This is a genomic window from Pseudomonas sp. ASL3, assembly GCF_056680425.1.
Genome location: NZ_CM155281.1, coordinates 4199914 through 4225626, shown reverse-complemented (window position 1 = coordinate 4225626; position 25713 = coordinate 4199914). Strand labels below are relative to the sequence as shown.

Below are 25713 nucleotides of genomic sequence, written 5' to 3'. Positions count from 1 at the left end.
ATGCCGCAGATCATTTTTCTGCCACACGCCGAGCATTGCCCGGACGGTATGGTTGTAGAGGCTGAGACCGGTCAGTCCATTCTCGATGTGGCCCATGACAACCATATCGAGCTCGAAAGCGCCTGTGGCGGCGTCTGTGCCTGCACCACGTGTCACTGCATCATTCGCGAAGGCTTTGATTCGTTGAATGAGGCCGATGAACTGGAAGAGGACTATCTCGACCGGGCTTGGGGGCTGGAGCCGCATTCGCGCCTGACTTGTCAGGCAAAAGTCGGGACAGATGACCTGACCATCGAAATTCCGAAATACTCGCTCAACCACGCGGCCGAAGCGGCGCACTGATTCAAGGAATTGTCATGAGCCTTAAATGGGTTGATGTGCTGGAAATCGCTATCCAACTGGCTGAAAGCAAGCCGGATGTGGACCCGCTGTCGGTTAACTTCGTCGATCTGCACCGCTGGGTCCTGGAATTGTCGGATTTCAGCGATGATCCTCGGCATGGTGGCGAGAAGGTTCTCGAGGCCATTCAGGCTGCCTGGATCGAAGAGGCTGACTGAGCCGCTGTTGCAGGTTAGGCAATCCCCCTAAACCCGCGTATAATTCGCGGGTTTAATTTTTCGCTTTAATCACCGTTTCTGGAGTTACACCATGGCTGTTCAACGTACTTTCTCCATCATCAAGCCTGATGCCGTTGCTAAAAACGTAATTGGCGAGATCGTCACTCGTTTTGAAAAGGCTGGTCTGCAAGTCGTCGCTTCGAAAATGAAGCAGCTGTCCAAGGCTGAAGCTGAAGGTTTCTACGCTGAGCACAGCGCTCGTGGTTTCTTCGGCGACCTGGTTGCTTTCATGATCTCCGGCCCGGTTGTGGTTCAGGTTCTGGAAGGTGAAAACGCCATCGCTAAAAACCGCGAACTGATGGGCGCTACCAACCCTAAAGAAGCAGCTGCCGGCACCATCCGTGCTGACTTCGCTGATTCCATCGACGCCAACGCTGTACACGGTTCCGATTCCGAAGCCGCTGCTGCACGTGAAATCGCTTACTTCTTCGCTGCTACCGAAGTAACCGCTCGTCAGGCCTGAGGCCAATGAGTGAGGGTGAAAACATGACAACATCGACTGGCAAGACCAACCTGTTGGGTCTGACTCAACCGGAAATGGAGAAATTCTTCGACTCGATCGGGGAGAAGCGTTTCCGTGCCGGTCAGGTAATGAAATGGATTCACCACTTTGGCGTCGATGATTTCGACGCCATGACGAACGTCAGCAAGGCCTTGCGTGAAAAACTCAAGGTCTGTGCTGAAATTCGGGGTCCCGAAGTCGTCAGCGAGGACATTTCCACCGATGGCACCCGTAAATGGGTGGTGCGTGTGGAGTCCGGCAGCTGCGTCGAGACCGTTTACATCCCCCAGGGCAAACGCGGCACGCTGTGCGTTTCGTCCCAGGCGGGCTGTGCCCTGGATTGCAGTTTCTGCTCCACCGGCAAACAAGGCTTCAACAGCAACCTCACTGCCGCCGAAGTGATCGGCCAGGTGTGGATTGCCAATAAATCCTTTGGCAGCGTCCCGGCGACCGTCGACCGTGCCATCACCAACGTGGTGATGATGGGCATGGGTGAGCCGCTGCTGAACTTCGATAATGTCGTGGCCGCCATGCATCTGATGATGGATGACCTGGGCTATGGCATTTCAAAACGTCGGGTGACCCTGTCCACCTCCGGCGTGGTACCGATGATCGATGAGCTGTCCAAACACATCGACGTCTCGCTGGCCTTGTCGCTGCATGCGCCCAACGATGCATTGCGCAACCAGTTGGTACCGATCAACAAGAAGTACCCGCTCAAGGTCCTGCTCGAGTCGTGCCAGCGTTATATGTCGTCGCTGGGCGAAAAACGCGTATTGACCGTCGAGTACACCTTGCTCAAAGACATCAATGACAAGGTCGAGCACGCGGTCGAAATGGCCGAGCTGCTCAAGGACATTCCTTGCAAGATCAACCTGATCCCGTTCAACCCGTTCCCTCATTCGGGTTACGAGCGTCCAAGTAACAATGCGATTCGTCGTTTTCAGGATCAGTTGCATCAGGCCGGTTTCAACGTCACTGTGCGCACCACGCGCGGCGAAGACATCGATGCGGCTTGCGGTCAGTTGGTTGGCCAGGTCATGGATCGCACTCGCCGCAGCGAACGTTACATTGCTGTGCGAGAGTTGAGTGCCGAGGCCGATCTGGCCCAAAGCGCTGCGACTCCCACCTGACTGAGAGGACCTCCATGACCCTGCGCGCTGCGCTATTGCTGTGTTTCGTCAACTTGCTGGTTGGCTGCGTTTCATCGGGCAGCGTCGATCCGTTGAGTACCAGCAAGGGCCGGGACGAGGCGCGCGCCGCGTATGTGCAACTGGGGCTTGGCTATCTGCAGCAGGGTTCGACCGAGCGCGCCAAGGTTCCGCTGAAAAAAGCCCTCGAGATGGACAGTTCCGACCCTGACGCCAATGCTGCGCTGGCGCTGGTTTTCCAGGCTGAGATGGAGCCGGAGCTGGCGGACAAGCAATTCATCAAGGCGCTGTCGACACGTTCTGGTGATGCACGGACCCTGAATAATTACGGCAGCTTCCTGTACGAGCAGAAGCGTTACAAGGAGGCTTACGAGCGCTTTCAGCAGGCCGCCGCTGACACCCTTTACCCGGAGCGGTCGCGGGTTTTCGAGAGTCTGGGGATGACCTCGCTGAAGCTCGATCAGCGTGACGAAGCCCGTAACTACTTCATCAAAGCCTTGCAGCTGGATCGTCGACAACCGCGAGCGTTGCTGGAAATGGCTGAGTTGTCGTACGAAGACAGGCATTATGTGCCGTCACGTGACTACTACGACCGTTTTAGCCAACTGAGCGATCAAAATGCACGTAGTCTATTGCTCGGTACGCGGTTGGCAAAACTCTATGACGATCGTGACAAGGCAGCCAGTTTTGGCTTGCAACTAAAAAGACTCTATCCCGGTACGCCGGAATATCAGCAATACCAGTCGGAGCAATGATGAAAGCGGCGCATCCCGAAGTTGTAGCAGCCACTCGCGTGAACCCTGGTGAAACCTTGCGCCAGGGCCGTGAGAGTCAAAACTGGTCGCTGCCTGATGTGGCTTTGAGGCTGAACCTCACCGTGACGTCCTTAAGCAACCTCGAGGGCGGCAATTTTGAAAAGTTGCCTGGCCATACCTTCGCCCGGGGCTATATCCGTGCCTATGCCAAACTGCTGGGTCTGGATCAGACCCTGCTGGTTCAGCAGTTCGATCAATACACCGGTACCGACGCCCACGGCAGCAATGTACACAGCCTGGGCCGTATCGAAGAACCGGTGCGTCTGTCGCACAACATTCTGCGCATCGTCAGTCTGTTGTTGCTGGTGGTGCTGGTCGGTGGCGGCTTCTTCTGGTGGCAAGACCAGGCGTCGATGCGCGGCAAGGAACTGGCCGTCAATCTTGAGCACGTTGAAGTCGAGAGTGCTGATGGCACGACCCAGATTCATCCGCTGGATGAGCCTGAAGATCAAGCCGTGATCGAATCCCAAGGCACCAATGCCGCGCCGCAGCCGCTTGCGTCTGGTGCTCCTGCGGCTGAAACTTCGATAACGGCACCTGTCACGCCGTCAGCACCTTCGGCTGTTGCGCCTGCCCCTGTCGTGCCTGCTGCTCCAGCGCACGTCGTGCCTGTCGCCCCGACAACGACAGTTGCACCGGTCCCGGCCACCACCGCACCAGTGACGACGCCAACGGCGCCATCGGTCGCGGGTTCTGGCCAGATCAATCTGCACTACGTGTCCGATTGCTGGACTCAAGTGACCGATGGCAACGGTAAAGTGTTGCTCAGCGGTTTGAAGCACAAGGGCGATAGCCTGGATGTCAACGGCAAGCCGCCTTTTATCTTGCGGCTGGGCTTCGCTCGTGGCGTTCAAGTGAGCTACAACGGCCAGCCCGTAGACGTAGCACCTTTTACCAGTGGCGAAACCGCTCGCCTGAAACTAGGGCAATAAGTCATGCACGGCGAATCACCGATCAAGCGTCGCGAATCTCGTAAAATCTGGGTCGGCTCCGTCCCGGTGGGTGGTGATGCGCCCATTGCAGTGCAGAGCATGACCAACAGCGATACCAACGATGTTGCGGCTACCGTCGCCCAGATCAATCGTCTGGAAGCGGCTGGCGTCGACATCGTGCGGATTTCGGTCCCGGACATGGATGCGGCCGAGGCGTTTGGCCGGATCAAGCAGCTGGTCAAGGTGCCTCTGGTTGCCGATATCCACTTTGACTACAAGATCGCTTTGCGTGTAGCCGAGCTGGGCGTCGACTGCCTGCGGATCAATCCGGGCAACATCGGTCGTGAAGATCGCGTGCGTGCGGTGGTCAGCGCGGCGCGTGATCGTGGCATTCCGATCCGTATCGGGGTCAACGCCGGCTCGCTGGAAAAAGACCTGCAGAAGAAATACGGCGAGCCGACGCCGGCCGCGTTGGTCGAGTCCGCATTGCGTCATGTCGAACATCTGGATCGCCTGGATTTCCAGGACTTCAAGGTCAGCGTCAAGGCCAGCGATGTGTTCATGGCAGTGGCAGCCTACCGTTTGTTGGCCACGCAAATCATTCAGCCGTTGCACCTGGGCATCACCGAAGCCGGTGGACTGCGTTCAGGCACAGTGAAATCGGCCGTGGGCCTAGGTATGCTGCTCGCCGAAGGGATTGGCGATACTATCCGCATCTCGTTGGCCGCTGACCCGGTCGAAGAGGTGAAAGTCGGTTACGACATTCTCAAATCGCTGCACCTTCGTTCCCGTGGCATCAACTTCATCGCCTGCCCGAGCTGCTCGCGGCAGAACTTCGATGTGGTCAAGACCATGAACGAGCTGGAAGGGCGCCTTGAGGATTTGTTGGTGCCGCTGGATGTCGCGGTGATCGGTTGTGTGGTCAACGGTCCGGGCGAAGCCAAAGAAGCGCATATCGGCCTCACCGGTGGCACGCCGAACCTGATCTACATCGACGGCAAGCCAGCTCGGAAGCTGACCAATGACAATCTGGTGGATGAGCTTGAACGCTTGATCCGTCAGAAAGCGGCCGAAAAGGTCGAAGCCGACGCAGCGCTCATCGCGCGCGGCTAATCAAGATTTCGCTAAGGATCTTTTGTGAGTAAGTCTCTGCAAGCCATTCGTGGCATGAACGACATCCTGCCCGATCAGACGCCGCTGTGGCGCTATTTCGAGGGCGCGGTGACGCGTTTGCTGGATAACTACGGTTATCGCCAGATCCGCATGCCGATCGTCGAGTTCACCGAGCTGTTCAAGCGCTCCATCGGTGAAGTGACCGACATCGTCGAAAAAGAGATGTACACCTTCGCCGATCGCAACGGTGATTCCCTGACCCTGCGCCCGGAAGGCACCGCTGCGTGTGTGCGCGCAGTGCTCGAACACGGGATTACCGGTGGTGGTCAGGTCCAGAAACTGTGGTATATCGGCCCTATGTTCCGCCACGAGCGGCCACAGAAAGGGCGTTATCGCCAGTTTCACCAGATCGGTGTGGAGGTTTTCAACCTCGACGGCCCGGATATCGATGCCGAGCTGATCGTCCTGACCTGGCGCCTGTGGGGCCTGCTGGGCATTCGCAACGCGGTCAAACTGGAACTCAACAGCCTGGGCACCAGCGAAGCGCGTGCGCGTTATCGCGATGCACTGGTGGAGTTCTTGTCGGCACGCTTGAGCGAGCTTGATGAGGACAGTCAGCGTCGTCTGAAAACCAACCCGCTGCGCGTCCTCGACACCAAACACCCCGAAACCCAAGCGTTGTTGGTGGATGCGCCGAAGCTGGCGGATTACCTGGACGATGAGTCACGCATCCACTTCGAAGGCCTCAAGGCGCGTCTGGATGCAGCCGGTATCCCGTACGTGATCAATCCCAAGCTGGTGCGCGGGCTCGACTACTACAGCAAAACCGTTTTCGAATGGGTCACCGATCAGCTTGGCGCCCAAGGTACCGTGTGTGCCGGTGGTCGTTATGACGGCCTGGTCGAGCAGATGGGCGGCAAGCCTACGACCGGCGTCGGTTTCGCGATGGGTATCGAGCGTCTGGTGCTGTTGCTGGAAACCCTGGGGCAGATCCCGGAAGAAATCTCGCGTCAGGTTGACGTCTACCTGTGTGCCTTTGGTGAACCTGCCGAGCTGGCTGCGTTGACGCTCACCGAGCGTTTGCGCGACCAGCTGCCGAACCTGCGTTTGCAGGTCAACGCCGGCGCTGGCAGTTTCAAAAGCCAGTTCAAAAAGGCCGACAAGAGTGGTGCACCGTACGCGCTGATCCTGGGTGACGATGAATTGGCTCAGCAAGTGGTAGGTTTCAAACCCCTGCGTGGCCAGGGCGAACAACAAAATATTGCCTGGGATGCTCTGTCCGAGCACCTGGCCGCCTGCGTCGTGCAGGGTTGAAGCTGATAAACAGCCGATTTAGCGAATAGGAGTATTGGGGTGTCGCGTACCGAAGATGAAGAGCTGGCGGTGATGAAAGACTGGTGGCAACGCAACGGCAAACCCCTGGTCACTGGTGGTTTGCTGGCATTGATCGTGGTATTTGGCTGGCAGGCCTGGCACAGATATCAGAGCAATCAGTCGCAAGGCGCCTCGATGCTCTATCAGCAATTGCTGGAAACGACCCTGACCCCGAATGGTCAGCCCGATGCCGCACGCGTCGCGGATATCGCCGGCAAGCTGAAAAGCGAGTTCGGTGGCACGGCTTACGCCCAGTACGGCAGCCTGTTCGTGGCCAAAGTAGCGGTCGATACCGGTAAGCTCGATGACGCGGTGGCTGAACTCAAAGCCGTGACCGACAAGCCGGCGAGCGACACCCTCGGTGAAATCGCTCGTCAGCGTCTGGCTCGGGTATTGGCTGCACAGAACAAGACCGACGACGCGCTCAAGCTGCTTGAAGGCGATGCTGACAAGGCCTTCCTGGCCAGCCGTGAAGAACTCAAGGGTGACCTGCTGGTACAGCTGGGCCGCACCGACGAGGCGCACGCCGCCTACCAAAAAGCCAAATCCGCGCTGTCTGAAGAAGCAGCAGTGGGTGGCCTACAAATGAAGCTCGACGACCTGGCGAAAGGGGATGCGTGACGTGATGCGTTGGAAACATGCAGCATTGCTGGCCCTGGCCATTTTGGCCGCGGGTTGCAGCAGCAACGGTAAAAAGGAATTACCACCGGCCGAGCTGACCGACTTCAAAGAAGAAGTGGTTCTGCACAAGGAATGGAGCCGCTCCATCGGTGACGGTCAGGGCAAGACTTACAACATGTTGGTTCCGGCCATCGAAGGCGAGCATATCTATGCCGCGGACGTGACGGGTGTGGTGATGTCGCTGGATCGCATGACCGGCGACGTGGTCTGGAAGAAGGACCTTGAACTGCCTGTTTCCGGTGCCGTTGGCTCGGGTTACGGTCTGATCATACTCGGTACGCTCAAAGGCGAAGTCGTTGCACTGGACTCCGCCACCGGTGAAATAAAATGGCGTGCTCACGTCACCAGTGAGGTGTTGGCTCCGCCAGCCACCAATGGTGACGTGGTTGTGGTCCAGACTCAGGATGACCGTGTGATCGGCCTTGATGCCGCCACTGGTACCCAGCGCTGGATCTACGAAAGCACCCCGGCGGTACTGACATTGCGCGGTACTGGCGCGCCGATCGTGACCAACCACCTCGCGCTGGCAGGTCTGTCGACCGGTAAAGTCGTCGCGCTGGACACGACTAATGGTGTGCCGATCTGGGAGCAGCGTATTGCTATTCCACAAGGTCGCTCGGAGCTGGACCGCGTCGTCGATATCGACGGCGGCCTGCTGTTGTCCGGCGGCAAGTTGTATGTCGCCAGCTATCAGGGGCGTGTCTCCGCTCTGGATCTGGAAAGCGGTCGTGTGCTTTGGCAGCGTGATGCGTCAAGCTATGCGGGTGTCGCCCAAGGTTTTGGCAGCGTTTACATAAGCCTGGCCAATGGCACCGTCCAAGGGATCGACGAGCGTTCGACGACTGCCTTGTGGAGCAACGATTCGTTGGCCCGTCGCCAGTTGGGTGCGCCGGAAGTGTTTTCCAGCTATGTAGCTGTTGGCGATATGGAAGGCTATCTGCATCTGCTGAGTCAGGTCGATGGTCGTTTTGTCGGTCGTGAGAAAATCGACGGCGATGGCCTGCGTGCCCGTCCGCTGGTTGATGGCAGCATGATTTATGTGTTTGGCAACAGCGGTAAGCTGGAAGCCCTGACGATCAAGTAGTCGCTGTCTATGCTTGAGGTTGCTGTCTATGTTTGAAACATGGGACCTCTCGCAACCTTGCTCCGGCAAGGCCCGCGGCACTTAAAGTGCCGCTCCGAACTCCGGCCGCTGCCCTGCAGCGGCTTTTGTATTTTCTGAAATAACGAAGTGGAGAGCCGCATGGTTCCCGTAATCGCCCTGGTGGGTCGACCGAACGTCGGCAAGTCCACCTTATTCAACCGCCTGACCAGGACCCGCGACGCCATTGTCGGCGATCTGTCCGGTCTGACCCGTGATCGCCAATACGGAGAGGCAAAGTGGCAAGGGCGCTCCTACATTCTGGTTGACACCGGCGGTATCTCCGGTGATGAACATGGCATGGACGAAAAGATGGCCGAGCAGTCGCTGCTGGCCATCGAAGAAGCCGATGTCGTGCTGTTCCTGGTAGACGCCCGCGCCGGTTTCACCGCTGCCGACCAAATGATCGGCGAGCACCTGCGCAAGCGTGGCAAGCGTTCCTACGTGGTCGCCAACAAGGTCGACAATATCGATCCGGAAATGGCGCGCGCCGAATTCAGCCCGTTGGGCATGGGCGATGCGATCCCGGTTGCCGGTGCGCACGGTCGTGGCATCAGCCAGATGCTGGAAATCGCCCTGAGCGATTTCCCGAAAGACCCGGATGAAGATGAAGGCGAACCTGAAGAAGTTGCAGAAGGTCAGGAAGCCAAGCGCATTCCCGGTCCGAGCGAAAAAGACGGGATCAAGATCGCGATCATCGGTCGTCCTAACGTCGGCAAATCGACGCTGGTCAACCGTATGCTCGGTGAAGACCGGGTTATCGTCTATGACGAGCCAGGCACCACCCGCGACAGTATCTACATCCCGTTCGAACGTAACGACGAGAAGTACACGCTGATCGACACCGCCGGTGTGCGCAAGCGCGGCAAGATCCACGAGGAAGTCGAAAAGTTCTCGGTGGTGAAAACCCTGCAGGCGATCAAAGACGCCAACGTGGTGATTTTTGTGATGGACGCGCGTGAAGGCGTAGTCGATCACGACCTCAACCTGCTGGGCTTTGCGCTGGAAGCCGGTCGTGCGTTGGTTATCGCGTTGAACAAGTGGGATGGCATGGAGCCGAGTGAGCGCGAGTACGTGAAGGTCGAGCTGCAACGTCGGCTGTTCTTCGTCGACTTCGCCGACATCCACTTCATCTCGGCCTTGCACGGCACGGGCGTGGGCAACCTCTACCAGTCGGTTCAGAACTCGTTCAAGTCCGCGGTCACCCGCTGGCCGACCAACCGTCTGACCCAGATCCTTGAAGACGCAGTCAGCGAGCACGCACCTCCGATGGTCGGCAGCCGCCGCATCAAGCTGCGTTATGCCCACTTGGGTGGTGCCAACCCGCCGTTGATCGTCATTCACGGCAACCAGGTCGAGAAAGTACCCAAGTCCTATGTCCGTTATCTGGAGAACACCTACCGCCGCGTGTTGAAACTGGTCGGTACGCCAATCCGGATCGAGTTCAAGGGCGGCGAGAACCCGTACGAAGGCAACAAGAACACGCTCACAGACCGCCAGGTCAACAAGAAGCGTCGCATGATGTCGCACCACAAGAAAGCCGACAAAAAGCGCAAGGATAAGCGTTGATTTTGTAACGGACTTTCTCAAGAAGGGCGCCAATGGCGCCTTTTTTTATGCGCGTGGTATGGGCTATCCTGCTTGTCTTCCGTGCCGCCGTAGAGCCGGGTGCCAGCAAGAGAATGGCCCATGATCATCAGTAAGTTGCCGAACGTCGGCACCACCATTTTCACCGTTATGTCTCAGCTTGCCGCGCAGACTGGCGCGATCAACCTGTCTCAGGGTTTCCCTGATTTCGATGGTCCGCAGGCGCTGCGTGATGCCGTGGGTCGTCATATTGCTGACGGTCACAACCAATACTCGCCGATGACTGGCCTGCCCGCGCTGCGCCAACAAGTTGCGGCCAAAATTGCCCGCAGCTATGGCCGTCAGGTCGATGCCGACAGTGAAGTTACCATTACCCCCGGTGCGACTCAGGCGATTTTTTGCGCGATCCAGACGGTGATTCAGCCTGGCGACGAAGTCATCGTGTTCGACCCGTGCTACGACAGCTATGAGCCGTCCGTTGAGCTGGCCGGTGGCCGTTGCGTGCATGTGCAGCTTGGGCTGAACGATTTCACCATTGATTGGCAGAAGCTCGCCGATGCCATTAGCCCGCGCACCCGGATGATCATTCTCAATAGCCCGCACAACCCCAGCGGTGCGTTGATTACCCGCAACGATCTCGATCAATTGGCCGCCTTGATCGCCAACCGTGATATCTACCTGATCAGTGATGAAGTGTATGAGCATCTGGTGTTCGACGGTGTGCAGCACGCCAGCGTCCTGGCCCATGAAGAACTCTACCAGCGGGCGTTCGTGGTCAGTTCGTTTGGCAAGACCTATCACGTCACCGGCTGGAAAACCGGCTACGTCGTCGCACCGCCGGCACTGACTGCCGAGTTGCGCAAGATCCACCAGTACGTGAGCTTTTGTGGCGTGACACCGCTGCAATATGCCCTGGCCGACTTCATGGCCGAGCATCCCGAGCATGTCGAAGAGCTGCCCGCGTTCTATCAGGCCAAGCGCGATCTGTTCTGCGACCTGCTTGAACCCTCGTGCTTCAGCTTCAGTCGCGTGGCGGGTACCTACTTTCAATTGGTGGATTACTCGAACATCCGCCCGGATCTGAACGATGTCGACATGTCGCTGTGGATGACCCGCGAACATGGGGTGGCCACTATCCCTATCTCGGTCTTCTATCAGAGCCCACCGCCAGGGCAACGACTGGTTCGTCTGTGCTTTGCCAAGCGTGAGGAGACGTTGCGTCAGGCAGCGGAAAGACTATGTATGATCAAAAACCATGCGTGATCTAAGCGAACTGCCCAACCTCAACATAGCGTTGGTCCAGACCACGCTGGTTTGGCACGACCGCCAGGCCAACCATGAGCATTTCGGGCTGCTACTGGATCAGGCTCTGGGCGCTGATCTGATTGTCCTGCCGGAGATGTTCACCACTGGCTTTACGATGGAATCCGAAACCCTGGCCGAACCGGAGCATGGGCCTACCGCCAAGTGGATGCTGGCCCAGGCCAAACGACTCAATGCGGTGGTGACGGGTAGTTTGATCGTCCGGGCCGCTGATGGCAGTCATCGTAACCGCCTGCTGTGGGCGCGTCCCGATGGCGAGTTGTTGCATTACGACAAGCGTCACCTGTTTCGCATGGCGGGGGAGCACAAGCACTTCACCCCGGGCGAGCGGCAGGTTCAGTTTGAGTTGAAAGGCTGGCGGATTCGGCCGCTGATTTGCTACGACCTGCGTTTCCCGGTGTGGAGCCGTGACGCACAGGACACCGATCTCCTGCTGTATACCGCCAACTGGCCCGGCGCACGGCGTCTGCACTGGAATCGCCTGCTACCTGCGCGTGCGATCGAAAACCTCTGCTACGTTGCCGCGGTTAACCGGGTTGGCATCGACGGCAAGGGCTTCACCTACACGGGTGACAGCCACGTTTTCGATTTCCAGGGTGAAAGCCTGTTGAGCGCCGGTGAGGCCGATGGTGTGTTCCACGTCTGCCTGAGTGCCGCCGACCTGGCTGCCTACCGTAAACGGTTCCCGGCCAATCTGGATGCGGATGTGTTCGAATTGCACTAATCCCTGTGGGAGCGAATTCATTCGCGAAAGGGCCAGCACATCCAACCTATTGGGTGCCTGACCTGACGCATTCGCGAATGAATTCGCTCCCACAGTAGATCTTCATCAGGCACAGATTCCTTGAATACAAAACGGCCCCGAAGCTTTCACTTCGGGGCCGTTTTTGTTTCAGGCGTCAGATCAGGCCGCTTTGGCTTCAGCCTGGCTCAGTGAGCGGTTCAGCGCACTGAACAGTGCACGGAAGCTGGCGGTGGTGATGTTTTCATCGATGCCCACGCCGTGGACCGCACGATCGCCATTGACCCGTAGCTCGATGTAAGCGGCTGCCTTGGCCGTTGTGCCTGCACCAATGGCGTGCTCGTTGTAGTCCATGATTTCCACGGAAACCGGCAGGCCGGCGACCAGTGCTTCCAGAGCGCCTTTGCCCTTGCCGCGCCAGTGTTGGGTTTCACCATCGCAATGAACTTCGGCATCGACTGCGCTGTTGCCGTTTTCTTCCTGCAGTCTGTGACTGAGCAAGGCGTACGGCACGTTGGCTTGCAGGTATTCACGATGCAGCAGGCTGTGAATCTGCTGGGCAGTCATTTCCAGGCCAAGGCGATCGGTTTCACCCTGAACCACCTGGCTGAACTCGATCTGCATCCGACGTGGCAGGCAGATGCCGTATTCCTGTTCCAGCAAGTAAGCGATGCCGCCTTTGCCCGATTGGCTGTTGACCCGAATCACCGCCTCGTAGCTGCGGCCGATATCGGCCGGGTCGATTGGCAGGTAAGGCACTTCCCACAAGGTGTCAGGCTGTTGTTGGCTGAAGCCCTTGCGGATAGCGTCCTGGTGCGAGCCAGAGAACGCGGTGTGCACCAGATCGCCGACATACGGATGACGTGGGTGAACCGGAATCTGGTTGCACTCCTCAACGACCTTGCGCACGCCGTCGATGTCGGAGAAGTCCAGTTCAGGGTTGATGCCCTGGGTGTAGAGGTTCAGTGCAACGGTCACCAGGTCGACGTTACCGGTGCGCTCGCCGTTACCGAACAGGCAGCCTTCAACGCGATCGGCACCGGCCATCAGGCCCAGTTCAGTGGCGGCAACACCGGTGCCACGGTCGTTGTGGGTGTGCAGGCTGATCAACACGCTGTCGCGGCGGTTGATATGGCGGCCAAACCACTCGATCTGGTCGGCGTATACATTTGGTGTAGCCACTTCAACCGTCGCGGGCAGGTTGAGAATGACTTTGTTCTGAGGCGTCGGGTTCCACACCTCGATTACCGCATCACACACTTCCTTGGCGAACTCGAGTTCGGTAGCGCTGAAGGTTTCCGGCGAGTATTCGAAGGTCCACTGGGTCTCTGGTTGCTGGGCTGCGAACTTGACGAACAGCTTGGCAGCGCTGACAGCAATCTCTTTCACGCCTTCTTTGTCTTGGTTGAAGACAATGCGGCGGAACGACGGCGAGGTGGCGTTGTACAGGTGAACAATGGCTTTTTTTGCCCCACGCAGGGATTCGAAGGTGCGTTCGATCAGGTCTTCACGGCCCTGGGTCAGCACCTGAATGGTGGTGTCATCCGGGATGTGGTTGCCTTCAATCAGGGTACGGACGAAGTCAAAGTCGGTCTGCGACGCGGCCGGGAACGAGGCTTCGATTTCCTTGACGCCGACGGCGACCAGGGTCTTCCAGAAACGCAGTTTCTTGACCGCATCCATGGGCTCGATCAGCGATTGGTTACCGTCGCGAAGGTCGGAGCTGCACCAGATCGGTGCCGCAGTGATGGCTTTCGAAGGCCAGGTGCGGTCAGGCAGATCGATGGTTGGAAACGCGCGGTACTTTGTCGAGGGATCGTTGAGCATGGTCATGATGGAAATCCTTGTTGTACGGGCCAGATAAAGGCGGCCTACCGTTAAAACGAAAAAAAGGATGGGGCACCGCGATTAGCGTGGCAGTCGTGCACTGACCAGGCTGAGGCAGCGATGCTGGCGCATCAATATGAGGGTTTGAGAGGTTTTCATGCTGTCAACCGTAACCATTGAGGTGAAAGTTGGCAAGTAGTGCTGAAAAATTGAGAGAAGTTCTCGGATTCAGATTTTTTTGAGGATTTAATAGCGGAATTTCGGTGGATATTGCGCTGTTATTGCGCGGTATCAAGGCTCGCTGAGATTCGCACCATTCTTCGACATTTGATAAAAGACACCGTTGATTGATTCGAATAGGGAGTGAATATGAAAGAGTCAGACTGGAAGTTGCTCAGTAAGCTCAGACCATTAGCCGTCGAGCGGATTTACGACCGCATTTTTCGTGATGTTCAGGAGGCAATGACTGGTCAGGATAAAACCACTCGCGAACGGGTTCTTGATACAAAAGACGCGGTAGACGCCGGTCTCAAGGATGTTTATCGAATTTTCGATTCCATGAATTTCTCGCGAAACAATATTGGTTTCAATTTGATGTACATGTGTCGAGCAGAGCTTCTTACCGAGGAGGAGGTTTCTGGTTTCAGCGACGAGCTCAGGTTGGAAGCTCTCCGTTGGCTCGCACCCGATGATGATGAATGAATGAAATAGCGTCATTTATAGGTTTCACAGGGGCAGGGACATTGATGGGGGCGCGTTCGACCAGTCGACAGAGGAGGAAAAAAGATATTTGCTTCATCGGATGGCTGCCCCAGAAGAGGAAATAACAGAAATTTCGCTATTTTTGATGATTTTTCTAAAGCTGAAACGATTCTTCACGATAGGTTATATATCTATCTCTGAATGGTGCGGCTCATCCATGAACCTTAGAAAATTGAATATCGCCCCACGTGCAGTGCTGTGTTTTGGCTTCTTCGCTTTACTGGTCGTGGTTCAAGGGCTGTTTTCGCTCAAGTATTCGTCAGCGATGGCGGATGCGGAAAAGCTGATCGAGACCAATGTAGTCCCTAGTGTTCGCCTGATCGACCAGATGCAACTCGCGCTGAGGCAAATCCGGCTGGACAACGCGTTGCTGCGATTGCACAAGGATGCTGCGGAGAAACGTGATCCGGTGTTGGCTGATGTGAAGGCGGCACGTAGTGCGTTGCAAGGGTACGTCGATAAAATGCAGGCGTTGGTGATCACCGACCAAGGCAAGGTTATCTACGCCCAGTTGCGCTCGGCGCTGCAAAATTACGTTGGTATGCACCAGCGCTTCCTCGATGCATTGGGACAGGGCCTCTACGATCAGGCAGAGGATCTTACTGCACCCTCGGGCGGGTTGACCCTGTCTGCTGGCAAGCTAAATGACTCCCTCGATCAGTTGAGCGCAAGGGCTGACAAGAAAGCTGTCGATGCCGGGAACCGTGCGAATGAGACCTACAGCATCAGTCAGATCACCACGACGGTTGCCATTTTCGTTGCGCTGGTGGCTACGGTGCTGCTGGCCTGGCTTTTCACTCGCAGCCTCAGTGGGCCGATTGCGCGAGCACTGAACGTCGCGGAGCGAATCGCCGCTAATGATTTCAGCAAGAGCATCGAACTCGACTATAGGGATGAAGCAGGACGCCTGCTTGCAGCCTTGGCACTGATGCAAGAGAACCTGCGCACGGCAATCAAACAAATCAATGATTCATCCACCCAGTTGGCGTCGACCTCGGAAGAGATGACCGCCGTGACCGCGGATGCCTTGCGCGGAATGCAGCGCCAGAACGATGAAATCGAGCAGGCTGCCACCGCTGTGAATCAAATGAGCGCAGCGGTCGAGGAGGTTGCTCGCAATGCGGTCATGGCCTCCACAGCTGCGCAGGAGTCCAGTAAGTCCGCTGTGATCGGAAAACAACGCGTCGAAGAAACCGTCAAGGTTATCGGCGAGTTGTTTGAGGATGTTCAGTACACCACCCAGGAGATCAATGGGCTGGCCGAACAAATCCAGAACATTACGCAAGTCCTCGATGTAATCCGAGGCGTTGCTGAGCAGACTAATCTGCTGGCCCTGAACGCTGCCATCGAGGCTGCCCGAGCTGGAGAGGCCGGTCGTGGCTTCGCAGTGGTTGCCGACGAAGTCCGTGCCTTGGCTCATCGCACACAGCAGTCCACCAGCGAAATCGAGGGCATGGTCAGTGCGGTGCAAGGCGGGGCTGCGAAGGCCGTGAGTGCCATGCAACAAAGTAGTCAACGCTCTCAGCAAAGCCTGAAAATAGCCGAATCAGCCGGGATTGCGTTGAACGAAATCACCGCTTCGGTGCTGCAAATCAACGAGCGCAACGTCAGCATTGCCGCGGCTTCGGAAGAACAGGCCCAAGTGGCACGTGAAGTCGACCGCAATCTCACCAGCATTCGAGACCTTTCACTGCAAACGGCTACGGGTGCGAATCAGACTTCCGCAGCCAGCAGCGATCTCTCGCGTCTGGCGGTAGACCTCAACCAGATGGTGCTGCGTTTTAGCCTGTAGCAGCTGCCCCGATCATACGGCGTGAAGGGAGCGCAGGTCAGGGTTGAAACGCGCCAATGAAAATCGCCGGGTCGACCCGCGCATCATTCAGGCTGACATTCCAGTGCATATGCGGGCCTGTGGCGCGGCCGGTCGAGCCGACTCGTCCGACTACGCCACCGCGCGGTATCGCATCCCCGACCTTCACGTCGATCTTCGACATGTGGCAGAACATGCTGATGAAGCCCTGGCCGTGGTCGACGAACACCGTGTTGCCGTTGAAGAAGTAATTGCCGATCAGGATTACCTTGCCAGCGGCCGGGGATTTGATCGGTGTGCCAGCGGGTACCGCGAAATCCAGGCCTGCGTGAGGGTTGCGTTCTTCGCCATTAAAGAAGCGCCGCACCCCGAACCTGCTGGAAATCGGCCCGTTCACCGGTTTGTCCAGCAGCAGGTTACTCGGCGTTCCCGGCGTAAAGCTGCGGTAAGCACGAATCTGTTCTGCCAACTCGGCATCGATGCGTTTCAGGTCGTCGGGGTTCGGATTGACCTGACGCTGATTCTTCAAGGTGATGTGTTGTTCAGGGTAGGCCTTGCTGCCAACCGTGAACGGCAAGGTGCGCGAGCCAGCCGCGGTCTTCGCAGTGATTTGCTGGCTGCCGGGCTTGATGGTCAACGGCACGCCGACAATCGCCACCCAGCGCGCATCCTGTTGTTTGACCACCAGCACTGGTTTGCCTTGGTAGCTGGCTTGTGGCGCCTGTGTGCTCGGGCCAAGGTCGACCACCGCGACGCCACCGGGCACCGGCTTGTTCAGCAGGCGGGCGATGTAGCTGTCGGAGGCCGCGTGGGCAGGCAGGGCAAGGCAAAGGCCAAGCAATGCCCCGGTAAAAAGTGGCGCAATAAAACGCAGCATCAATAAATCAATCCAAAAGGGAGAGGGTGACAGGCGTCAGATGGTTATCTTCAACACGCACCTGCAATTCGCCTTCGCCGAGCCGGGCCTTCAGGCGCTGGCCGTTATGGGTTTGTTCCGCGCTGCGAATCGCCTGACCGCGCTCGTCGAGCAGGATGCTGTAGCCACGACTCAGTGTCGCCAGCGGGCTGACCACGTGCAGGGTCTGCATCTGGCTTTGCAGCTGCAAACGACGGGTCTTGAGGTTTTCACGGATTGCCCGTGGCAGGCGTTCGGCCAAGCCGTCCAGCCGTTGCTTCAAGAACGCCAGGGTGCGTCCCGGATGCTGCGCGGCGAGGCGCGTTTCCAGATGGGCCAGGCGTACCACGCGTTTATGCGCGTGTTGCTCGAATGCGCGGCGCAGGCGCATGTCCAGATCATCCAGACGCTGTGCCTGTTGACGTAGACGCTCGCCGGGGTGGCGCAAGCGTCGAGAGACGCCGTCCAGACGCAGGCGCTCGCGCATCAGGCGATCCTGGATACGTGTTACCAAGCGTCGCTTCAAGTTCTCGACCCGCCGATGCAGGTCGCTGGAGTCCGGGGCGAGTAATTCTGCTGCCGCCGAAGGTGTCGGGGCGCGCACGTCGGCGACGAAATCGCTGATCGAGACGTCGGTCTCATGCCCGACCGCGCTGACAATGGGTGTCACGCAGGCGTCAATCGCCCGGGCGACGGCTTCTTCGTTGAAACACCACAAATCTTCCAGCGAGCCGCCGCCTCGGGCCAGGATCAAGGCGTCGAAACCGCGGGCATCGGCCAGCTTCAGAGCCCGCACGATCTGCGCGATGGCATCGCGGCCTTGGACGGCGGTGGGGATCAATGTCAGTTGGATCTGCGGCGCTCGGCGGCGGAACACGCTGATGATGTCGCGAATCACCGCGCCGGTGGGCGAGCTGATGATGCCGATGCGTTGCGGGTGCAAAGGCAACGGCACTTTGCGTTCAGCGCTGAACAGACCTTCGGCGTTGAGCTTTTCTTTCAGGGCGTCGAATGCCAGGCGCAGGGCACCTTCACCGGCGGGCTCGACGGTGTCGAGAATCAACTGATAGTCGCCACGGCCTTCAAACAGCGAAACCTTGCCACGCACTTTCACCGCCAGGCCGTCTTTCAAGACCTGGCGAACCCGTGCGGCGCTTTGCCGGAACAGCGCGCAACGCACCTGGGCGCCGCTGTCCTTGAGGGTGAAATATACGTGGCCGGAAGCGGGGCGAGACAGGTTGGAGATTTCGCCTTCAACCCAGATATTGCTGAACACATCCTCCAGTAGCACGCGCGCGCGGCCGTTGAGCTGGCTGACGGTGAGGACTTCCCGGTCGAGGCCGAGTCTTGCGAAGGGGTCTTTGATCATGGCGGGCATGATACACGGGCACGCGGTCTCCTTGTAGGAGCGGGCTTGCCCGCGATGGACCGCGAAGCGGTCCCATAAATGCTGGGCACAGTTCTACTGCCAGAATCGAGTTCGCTGATTTTGCGCCTGCTCCGCAGCCGATCGCGGGCAAGCCCGCTCCTACAATTGACCGAGTTTGCTGCGCGACAGCGCGGCGTCGAAGACGGGGCGGGATCTCCTGCAGAACCTCATTCGCTTTTGCTACAGTCAGCGCCCATGCACTCATGGAAGCGAGCCAATGACCCTCACCGAGCTGTTCAATCAATTGGCATTCACGCCGCTGGACTGGGTGTTGATTGAACTGGGCGTGATGGCGGCGTATGTCGTGTTCGGCATCGCCGGGTTTGGCACGGCGTTGATCGCAGGGCCGGTGTTGATCAACTTCATGGCGTTGTCGCGGATCATCCCGCTGCTGGTGCTGCTGGACTTCATCGCCGCGTTCGGCAACCTGCTGCCTTCCCGGCAATCTGTGGTCAAGCCTGAACTCCTGCGTTTGCTGCCCTGCATGGCGGTGGGCTGTTCTTTGGGTGTGGTGTTTCTGCTCAATCTCAAGTCCGATGTATTGCTGCTGTTGATGGGGCTGTTCATCACCACTTACGCGCTGTACAGCCTGTTGATAAAGGTCCGCCCGGCACAGCTCGCGGCGGGTTGGGCGGTACCGATGGGCACCGTTGGCGGCCTGTTCGGTGCGTTATTCGGCAGCGGTGGTTTTTTATATGCGATCTACCTCAACAGCCGCTTGTCGTCCAAGGAGCAGGTGCGGGCCACTCAGGCGGCATTGATCAGTTGCAGCACCATCGTTCGGTTGAGCCTGTTTCTAGTGGCGGGGGTGTACGCCGAAATGCCGTTGCTGATGTTGGCAGCGTGTCTGTTTCCGGCGATGGCGGTTGGCTCATGGATTGGTCGCTCGTTGACGATGAAACTGTCGCGTGAGGCTTTCGTGCGCCTGGTCACCTGGCTGGTGCTGGCCAGTGGCATTGCGCTGATCGGGCGCTACCTCAGCACTTGACCTGCAAGATCGGGGGATTAAGCTGCCTTTATTATCCGGTAGCAGTAACAGGCGTCTCCCATGAACACCCAAAGCATCATCGTCCCGCAGATTTCCGACTTTCCCGGACATGAGGCCAAGGCCCGATTGATTCTGCGCTGGCTGGTGAACAAGAACATCATCGAGCCGCAGCTGACCACCTGCGGCCGTGGCTTCAACAAAATGGCCTACGCGGTTGCGCCCGGCGCCCGAGATATCGTTGAAAACCCGGAGGCATTGCCGTTCGGGGAAGCGATCAACGGTCTGGAGCTGGTTACCAAGCGCTGCATCTTCACCCCGCTGACCGATTTCGCCGAGGAAGCCGGTTGCCCCGAGTGCAGGAAAGAAGTGGGTGAGGCGCTGTTCGACAGTCTGGAAGACTGGATGCCAGGCAACACTGACAACTTCATCTGCCCGGAATGCGGGCATGAAGACGACATCAATGGCTTTCTGTTCCTGCAGGCCTGTGGCTTTTCCAACCTGGGTTTCATCTTCAATAACTGGCTGGACGCCTCGTTCACGCAGAGTTTTCTCGACGAATTCGCTGAGCGTCTGGATCGTCCGGTTTCATTCGTCAAAGTGCATTTATAAGCAGCGTGATAATAGGCTGAGGTTTACATTGAGCCGACGGGCCGGTCTGGGTATAATGGCGCGCTTCCAATTTCCCGCTCGGGAGCCCCCGCATGCTGCGTATCAGCCAAGAAGCTCTAACCTTCGACGACATTCTCCTAGTGCCCGGTTATTCCGAGGTGCTTCCTAACGAAGTTAGTTTGAAGACACGTTTGACACGTGGCATCGAGCTGAACATTCCGCTGGTTTCTGCCGCAATGGATACCGTCACTGAAGCCCGTCTGGCCATTGCCATGGCTCAGGAAGGTGGTATCGGCATTATTCACAAGAACATGACCATCGAGCAGCAAGCTGCCGAAGTGCGTAAGGTCAAGAAGTTCGAAGCCGGCGTGGTCAAGGACCCGATCACCATCGAGGCAGATGCCACGGTGCGTGACTTGTTCGAACTGACGCGTCTGCACAACATTTCCGGCGTACCGGTGCTGCATGATGGCGACCTGGTCGGCATCGTGACGTCCCGCGACGTGCGTTTCGAAACCCGTCTGGATGCCACCGTTCGTGAAGTGATGACGCCTAAAGAGCGTCTGGTCACGGTTCGCGAAGGCGCCGACAAGTTCGAAGTGCGTGAGTTGCTGCACAAGCACCGCCTGGAAAAGGTCCTGATCGTCGACGGCAAGTTCGCGCTCAAGGGCATGATGACCGTCAAGGACATCGAAAAAGCCAAGGCTTACCCGTTGGCGAGCAAGGACGATCAAGGTCGTCTGCGTGTCGGCGCGGCAGTCGGCACCGGCAAGGACACCGGCGAACGCGTCGCTGCCCTGGTCGCGGCCGGCGTTGACGTGGTGGTGGTCGACACCGCTCATGGCCATTCCAAAGGCGTGATCGATCGCGTCCGTTGGGTCAAAGAGAATTTCCCTGAAGTGCAGGTCGTTGGCGGCAACATCGCCACGGGCGCTGCTGCCAAGGCGTTGGTTGAAGCTGGCGCCGATGCGGTCAAGGTCGGTATCGGTCCTGGCTCCATCTGCACCACGCGCATCGTCGCGGGCGTCGGCGTGCCGCAAATCAGCGCCATCGCCAACGTTGCCGCTGCCCTCGAAGGCACAGGCGTTCCGTTGATCGCCGATGGCGGCATCCGTTTCTCGGGTGACCTGTCCAAGGCCATCGTAGCCGGTGCATCCTGCGTGATGATGGGCTCGATGTTCGCAGGGACCGAAGAGGCTCCAGGCGAGATCGAATTGTTCCAGGGTCGCTCCTACAAGGCTTACCGCGGCATGGGTTCGCTGGGTGCGATGTCCCAGGCGCAAGGTTCTTCCGATCGCTACTTCCAGGATTCTTCGGAAGGTGCCGAGAAGCTGGTGCCGGAAGGCATCGAAGGTCGCGTTGCTTACAAAGGCTCGCTGACGGCTATCGTTCACCAACTGATGGGTGGCCTGCGTTCCTCGATGGGTTACACCGGCAGCGCCGACATCGAAGAGATGCGCACCAAGCCTGAGTTCGTACGCATCACCGGCGCCGGCATGGCTGAGTCCCACGTCCATGACGTGCAGATCACCAAAGAAGCGCCGAACTATCGCGTAGGCTAAAAGCGGTATTCAGCGTCATCCAAGTAATCGGGGCTGCTAGCAGCCCCGTGTTGTTTCTGATTTCCACTGACGAGAATGAGTCATGGCCCTCGACATTCACGCCCACCGCATCCTGATCCTCGACTTCGGTTCCCAGTACACCCAACTGATCGCCCGCCGCGTGCGTGAGATCGGCGTGTATTGCGAACTGCATCCGTTCGACATGGACGACGAAGCGATTCGCGAATTCAACCCACGCGGGATCATTCTCGCCGGTGGCCCCGAGTCCGTTCACGAAGCCAATAGCCCACGCGCGCCACAGGCAGTGTTTGACCTGAACGTGCCGGTCTTCGGTATTTGCTACGGCATGCAGACCATGGCTGAACAGCTGGGCGGTCGCGTGCAGGGTTCCGAGCTGCGTGAATTCGGTTATGCCCGCGTTGATGTGGTTGGCAAAAGCCGCGTTCTCGATGGTATCGAAGACCACGTCGATCCTGACGGCGTCTTCGGCCTCGACGTGTGGATGAGCCACGGCGACAAAGTGACTGAAATCCCGGCAGGCTTCCACGTGCTGGCCAGCACCCCGAGCTGCCCGATCGCCGGTATGGCCGACGACAAGCGCGGCTACTATGGCGTGCAGTTCCACCCGGAAGTGACCCACACCAAGCAGGGCGGCCGCATCCTGTCGCGCTTCATCCTCGACATCTGTGGTTGCGAAGCCCTGTGGACGCCGTCGCACATCGCTGACGACGCCATCGCGCAGATCCGTGCCCAGGTCGGTACCGACAACGTACTGCTCGGCCTGTCCGGCGGTGTCGATTCTTCGGTGGTTGCGGCGCTGCTGCACAAGGCCATCGGCGATCAACTGACCTGCGTCTTCGTCGACAACGGCCTGCTGCGTCTGCATGAAGGCGAGCAAGTGATGGCCATGTTCGCCGAGAACATGGGGGTCAAAGTGATCCGCGCCAACGCCGCCGATCAGTTCCTCGACAATCTGGCGGGCGAGAGCGATCCAGAGAAAAAACGCAAGATCATCGGTCGTACGTTCATCGACGTGTTCGACGCCGAGTCCTGCAAGCTGGACAACATCAAGTACCTGGCCCAGGGCACTATCTACCCGGACGTGATCGAGTCGGCTGGCGCGAAAAGCGGCAAGGCCCACGTGATCAAGTCGCACCACAACGTGGGTGGCTTGCCGGAAGAGATGAACCTCAAACTGGTCGAGCCGCTGCGTGAGCTGTTCAAGGATGAAGTGCGTCGTCTGGGTCTTGAACTCGGTCTGCCGTACGACATGGTTTACCGTCACCCATTCCCGGGCCCGGGCCTGGGCGTACGGATCCTCGGTGAAGTGAAAAAGGAATACGCCGACCTGTTGCGTCGTGCTGACCACATCTTCATCGAAGAGCTGCGCAAGGCCGACTGGTATCACAAAGTCAGCCAAGCGTTCGTGGTGTTCCAGCCGGTGAAATCGGTAGGCGTGGTCGGCGATGGCCGTCGTTACGCATGGGTTGTGGCCCTGCGTGCCGTGGAAACCGTGGACTTCATGACTGCACGTTGGGCACACCTGCCTTACGAACTGCTGGAAACCGTCAGCGGTCGCATCATCAATGAAATCGAAGGCATCTCCCGCGTCACCTACGACGTGTCGAGCAAGCCGCCAGCGACCATTGAGTGGGAATGATGTGAGCTGAGTTGTAAAAAAGCCGCTGAGCGATCAGCGGTTTTTTTATGTCTGCCACAAAACCTTTGTAGGAGCGCGCTTGCCCGCGATAAAGTCCGAAGGACTTTCTGCGTCTGACACACCGTCATCGCGGGCAAGCGCGCTCCTACAGAATTGTCATTCGTCGAGCCTGCAATGTGTTGAATCAAATCGGCAGCAGTCCCTCGCTTGTTCGATTGGCCAAGGCGCGCAAACGATTGTGTCAATCGGGCTACTCAACGCTCATTCGTCGGACTGGACGGCGTTGATGAGATTGCTACGCAGCTGCACGATTACCTTTTGCACTTTCTTGAACTCGTCCGGCGCGAGCCCGGTCTCCACGGTGCGGGACATCTCCAGGGCCTTTTCGCGCAGCTGTCGGCCGGTTTTCGTGAGACTGACCCGTACCTGCCGCTCGTCTTCGGGATCGCGGTGCCTTTCCAGATAACCCATGGCCTCGAGCTTCTTCAGGATCGGCGTAAGCGTGTTGGATTCCAGAAACAGCTTCTGGCCAAGACCGCTGACGGTCTGCTGGTCTTCCTCCCACAGGGCAATGACGGTGATGTATTGCGTATAAGTGAGCCCAAGCTCTTTGAGGATCGGCTTGTACGCCTTACCGAACGCCAGGTTCGCGGAATAGACCGCAAAGCACAGGTAGTCTGAGAGCGGCACGACCGCAGCGGGCGCTTGGTTCGTAGTTTTCATTTGTATCCTCTTTGGCTAAAGACCCACGTCTTGCAAAGGCACAATAATACATTGCATGCGATTTTCTCGCATTGGAGTGAAACCTCGACTGCCACCGCGTAGTGAGCAGCCCCTGTCGCGCGGCGTCGCGGCGGCATGGCTCCTTGCTTGGGACCGTCCGGAGAGGCACGTGTATCAGCGAGATGCACGTGCCTCGGCGGATCACGCCGTGACGATGTTCGTGCGGACTTCAATGTTGCCGTTCACAGACTTCGAGTACGGGCAGATCTGATGGGCCAGGTGCGCGATTTTCTCGACGACTTCCGTTGCCAGGCCCGGCACGCGGATGGTGAACTCGGCACCGAGGAACCACGCGGTACCGGTCTGCCCAACGTTTACCTGGAGGTCCACGGAATAGTCAGGCGGCAGCGTGACTTTCTTCAGCGAGGCCGCCATCCCGAACACGGTGATGTAACAGGCCGACCACGCGCCCGCAAACGACTGCTCGGCTATTGGGTGTGGCTCGGTGCCGATGTACTCGAGGGTTTCAAGACCGGGCGCTGACAGCGTGAGGTCGAAGACGCCAAACTCACCGCGCTGGAGTTTAGGGTCGCGATTGACCGTGGCGTGGGTGTTGCCGGAAGCGAGGATTGTTTCGATCTTGTCCATGGTGAATTCCTTGGTGAGTAAGGGTGTTAAACGGGTTAAAATCTTATGCGATTAAATCGCGTGCGATATATATAGTGGTAAAAAAGGATATTTGGCAAGACTCGCATGCCTTATCCGATCACGCCGTGACGACGTTTAGGCCGACCTCGATGTTGCCGTGCACAGCCTTCGAGTACGGGCAGATCTGGTGGGCCATGTGCGCGACTGCCTCGACGACTGCCGGTGCCAGACCCGGCGCGCGGATGGTGAACTGGGCGCCGATGCACCACCCGGCACCGACCGTCCCAATGCTCACCTGGATGTTCACGGAGTAGTCTGACGGCAGCTTGACCTTCTTCAACGAGGCCGCAATCTCGAACGCGCTGATGTAGCAGGCCGACCACGCGCCCGAAAACAACTGCTCGGCTCTCGGGTGCAGCTCGGTGCCGATAAACTCGCGGCTTTCAACGCCGGGCGCTGACAGCTTGAGGTCGAGGACGCCGTACTCACCGCGCTGGGCATTGGGGTCGCGATTGACCGTGGCGTGGCTGTTGCCTGAGTGGAGGACTTGTTCGATCTTGGTCATGATGAATTCCTTTGTGAATAAGGGTGTTGAACACATTTAAGTCGTATGCGATGTAGTCGCATGAGTTGAATGATGAAGATGAAGATCGACGATGTCAATAGCGTGCGATTAAATCGTATGCGATTTATTTAAGCCGAAGTCGCGCGGTCGCACGTTCATCGACGTGATCGAGTCGGCTGGTGCTGTCGAGCAAGCCGCCGGCGACCATTGAGGGTCTTCATTGGCTGAACCTGCAATGTGTTGAATCAAATCGGCAG

General features: G+C 58.1%; 25 protein-coding genes and 1 pseudogene. 20 read left to right on the top strand and 6 right to left on the bottom strand.

Annotated elements, in window-relative coordinates:
• The 13 genes from fdx (at position 1) to AC1MEE_RS19525 (ending at position 11960) form a co-directional block, all read left to right on the top strand.
• A complete protein-coding gene (gene fdx, locus AC1MEE_RS19585) occupies positions 1 to 342 on the top strand; it encodes an ISC system 2Fe-2S type ferredoxin (protein WP_480411232.1) in 342 nt (113 codons plus the stop codon).
• A 14-nt stretch (positions 343 to 356) separates the two neighbouring features.
• Positions 357 to 557 (top strand): Fe-S cluster assembly protein IscX, encoded by a 201-nt coding sequence (gene iscX / locus AC1MEE_RS19580; RefSeq protein ID WP_480411231.1) that lies wholly within the window; start codon positions 357 to 359, stop codon positions 555 to 557.
• Between the two features lie 91 nt (positions 558 to 648).
• Positions 649 to 1080 carry a nucleoside-diphosphate kinase gene (gene ndk / locus AC1MEE_RS19575; RefSeq protein ID WP_480411230.1) on the top strand — a complete coding sequence of 144 codons (432 nt, stop codon included), beginning with the start codon at positions 649 to 651 and terminating at the stop codon, positions 1078 to 1080.
• Between the two features lie 23 nt (positions 1081 to 1103).
• Positions 1104 to 2252, top strand: a complete 1149-nt coding sequence (gene rlmN / locus AC1MEE_RS19570) for a dual-specificity RNA methyltransferase RlmN (protein WP_480411229.1) — start codon at positions 1104 to 1106, stop codon at positions 2250 to 2252.
• Positions 2253 to 2266: 14 nt separating this feature from the next.
• The gene (pilW, locus tag AC1MEE_RS19565) at positions 2267 to 3025 is read left to right on the top strand and encodes a type IV pilus biogenesis/stability protein PilW (RefSeq protein ID WP_480411228.1); all 759 of its coding nucleotides are present in this window, start codon (positions 2267 to 2269) and stop codon (positions 3023 to 3025) included.
• Positions 3025 to 4017, top strand: a complete 993-nt coding sequence (locus AC1MEE_RS19560) for a RodZ domain-containing protein (protein WP_480411227.1) — start codon at positions 3025 to 3027, stop codon at positions 4015 to 4017. Before pilW ends, AC1MEE_RS19560 begins: the two co-directional genes overlap by 1 nt.
• Before the next feature lie 3 nt (positions 4018 to 4020).
• Positions 4021 to 5130 (top strand): flavodoxin-dependent (E)-4-hydroxy-3-methylbut-2-enyl-diphosphate synthase, encoded by a 1110-nt coding sequence (gene ispG, locus AC1MEE_RS19555; RefSeq protein WP_480411226.1) that lies wholly within the window; start codon positions 4021 to 4023, stop codon positions 5128 to 5130.
• A gap of 24 nt (positions 5131 to 5154) precedes the next feature.
• Positions 5155 to 6444 carry a histidine--tRNA ligase gene (hisS, locus tag AC1MEE_RS19550; RefSeq protein WP_480411225.1) on the top strand — a complete coding sequence of 430 codons (1290 nt, stop codon included), beginning with the start codon at positions 5155 to 5157 and terminating at the stop codon, positions 6442 to 6444.
• Between the two features lie 72 nt (positions 6445 to 6516).
• Complete coding sequence (locus AC1MEE_RS19545; RefSeq protein WP_480416279.1) at positions 6517 to 7125, top strand: tetratricopeptide repeat protein; 609 nt, start codon at positions 6517 to 6519, stop codon at positions 7123 to 7125.
• Complete coding sequence (gene bamB, locus AC1MEE_RS19540) at positions 7118 to 8269, top strand: outer membrane protein assembly factor BamB (protein WP_480411224.1); 1152 nt, start codon at positions 7118 to 7120, stop codon at positions 8267 to 8269. The genes AC1MEE_RS19545 and bamB overlap by 8 nt, the downstream gene beginning before the upstream one ends.
• Before the next feature lie 159 nt (positions 8270 to 8428).
• A complete protein-coding gene (gene der / locus AC1MEE_RS19535) occupies positions 8429 to 9895 on the top strand; it encodes a ribosome biogenesis GTPase Der (protein ID WP_480411223.1) in 1467 nt (488 codons plus the stop codon).
• A gap of 120 nt (positions 9896 to 10015) precedes the next feature.
• The gene (locus tag AC1MEE_RS19530) at positions 10016 to 11176 is read left to right on the top strand and encodes a pyridoxal phosphate-dependent aminotransferase (protein WP_480411222.1); all 1161 of its coding nucleotides are present in this window, start codon (positions 10016 to 10018) and stop codon (positions 11174 to 11176) included.
• On the top strand, positions 11169 to 11960 hold the full coding sequence (locus AC1MEE_RS19525; protein WP_480411221.1) for an amidohydrolase: 792 nt from the start codon (positions 11169 to 11171) through the stop codon (positions 11958 to 11960). Before AC1MEE_RS19530 ends, AC1MEE_RS19525 begins: the two co-directional genes overlap by 8 nt.
• Before the next feature lie 180 nt (positions 11961 to 12140).
• Here the strand turns inward: AC1MEE_RS19525 and leuA are convergent, their stop codons facing one another.
• The gene (leuA, locus tag AC1MEE_RS19520; RefSeq protein ID WP_480411220.1) at positions 12141 to 13811 is read right to left on the bottom strand and encodes a 2-isopropylmalate synthase; all 1671 of its coding nucleotides are present in this window, start codon (positions 13809 to 13811) and stop codon (positions 12141 to 12143) included.
• 363 nt (positions 13812 to 14174) lie between these two features.
• Here leuA and AC1MEE_RS19515 point away from each other — a divergent pair, with 363 nt between their 5' ends.
• The 3 genes and pseudogenes from AC1MEE_RS19515 (at position 14175) to AC1MEE_RS19505 (ending at position 16359) form a co-directional block, all read left to right on the top strand.
• A complete protein-coding gene (locus AC1MEE_RS19515) occupies positions 14175 to 14507 on the top strand; it encodes a hypothetical protein (RefSeq protein ID WP_480411219.1) in 333 nt (110 codons plus the stop codon).
• 100 nt (positions 14508 to 14607) lie between these two features.
• A pseudogene (locus AC1MEE_RS19510) lies at positions 14608 to 15504 on the top strand (MCP four helix bundle domain-containing protein); the annotation flags it as partial.
• The gene (locus AC1MEE_RS19505) at positions 15496 to 16359 is read left to right on the top strand and encodes a methyl-accepting chemotaxis protein (protein WP_480416278.1); all 864 of its coding nucleotides are present in this window, start codon (positions 15496 to 15498) and stop codon (positions 16357 to 16359) included. The pseudogene AC1MEE_RS19510 and the gene AC1MEE_RS19505, both read left to right, overlap by 9 nt.
• Positions 16360 to 16396: 37 nt before the next feature.
• Here AC1MEE_RS19505 and AC1MEE_RS19500 read toward each other — a convergent pair whose 3' ends face one another.
• Both AC1MEE_RS19500 and xseA read right to left on the bottom strand, forming a co-directional pair.
• The gene (locus AC1MEE_RS19500) at positions 16397 to 17254 is read right to left on the bottom strand and encodes a peptidoglycan DD-metalloendopeptidase family protein (RefSeq protein ID WP_480411218.1); all 858 of its coding nucleotides are present in this window, start codon (positions 17252 to 17254) and stop codon (positions 16397 to 16399) included.
• Positions 17255 to 17261: 7 nt separating this feature from the next.
• The gene (gene xseA, locus AC1MEE_RS19495; protein WP_480416277.1) at positions 17262 to 18641 is read right to left on the bottom strand and encodes an exodeoxyribonuclease VII large subunit; all 1380 of its coding nucleotides are present in this window, start codon (positions 18639 to 18641) and stop codon (positions 17262 to 17264) included.
• A 277-nt stretch (positions 18642 to 18918) separates the two neighbouring features.
• Between xseA and AC1MEE_RS19490 the strand changes: the two genes are divergently transcribed.
• The 4 genes from AC1MEE_RS19490 (at position 18919) to guaA (ending at position 23520) form a co-directional block, all read left to right on the top strand.
• Positions 18919 to 19689 carry a sulfite exporter TauE/SafE family protein gene (locus AC1MEE_RS19490; RefSeq protein ID WP_480411217.1) on the top strand — a complete coding sequence of 257 codons (771 nt, stop codon included), beginning with the start codon at positions 18919 to 18921 and terminating at the stop codon, positions 19687 to 19689.
• A 60-nt stretch (positions 19690 to 19749) separates the two neighbouring features.
• Positions 19750 to 20298, top strand: coding sequence for a sugar ABC transporter ATPase (locus AC1MEE_RS19485; RefSeq protein WP_480411216.1), 549 nt, complete (start codon positions 19750 to 19752; stop codon positions 20296 to 20298).
• A 92-nt stretch (positions 20299 to 20390) separates the two neighbouring features.
• Positions 20391 to 21860 (top strand): IMP dehydrogenase, encoded by a 1470-nt coding sequence (gene guaB / locus AC1MEE_RS19480; protein ID WP_480411215.1) that lies wholly within the window; start codon positions 20391 to 20393, stop codon positions 21858 to 21860.
• Positions 21861 to 21942: 82 nt separating this feature from the next.
• A complete protein-coding gene (guaA, locus tag AC1MEE_RS19475) occupies positions 21943 to 23520 on the top strand; it encodes a glutamine-hydrolyzing GMP synthase (protein WP_480411214.1) in 1578 nt (525 codons plus the stop codon).
• A 261-nt stretch (positions 23521 to 23781) separates the two neighbouring features.
• On the opposite strand, the gene AC1MEE_RS19470 is transcribed toward guaA, so the two are convergent.
• From AC1MEE_RS19470 to AC1MEE_RS19460, 3 genes are all read right to left on the bottom strand, one after another.
• Positions 23782 to 24243, bottom strand: coding sequence for a MarR family winged helix-turn-helix transcriptional regulator (locus tag AC1MEE_RS19470; RefSeq protein WP_480411213.1), 462 nt, complete (start codon positions 24241 to 24243; stop codon positions 23782 to 23784).
• Between the two features lie 201 nt (positions 24244 to 24444).
• Positions 24445 to 24891: an OsmC family protein gene (locus AC1MEE_RS19465; RefSeq protein ID WP_480411212.1), complete on the bottom strand. Its 447-nt coding sequence runs from the start codon at positions 24889 to 24891 to the stop codon at positions 24445 to 24447.
• A gap of 118 nt (positions 24892 to 25009) precedes the next feature.
• Complete coding sequence (locus AC1MEE_RS19460; protein ID WP_480411211.1) at positions 25010 to 25456, bottom strand: Ohr family peroxiredoxin; 447 nt, start codon at positions 25454 to 25456, stop codon at positions 25010 to 25012.
• Positions 25457 to 25713 lie beyond the last annotated feature (257 nt).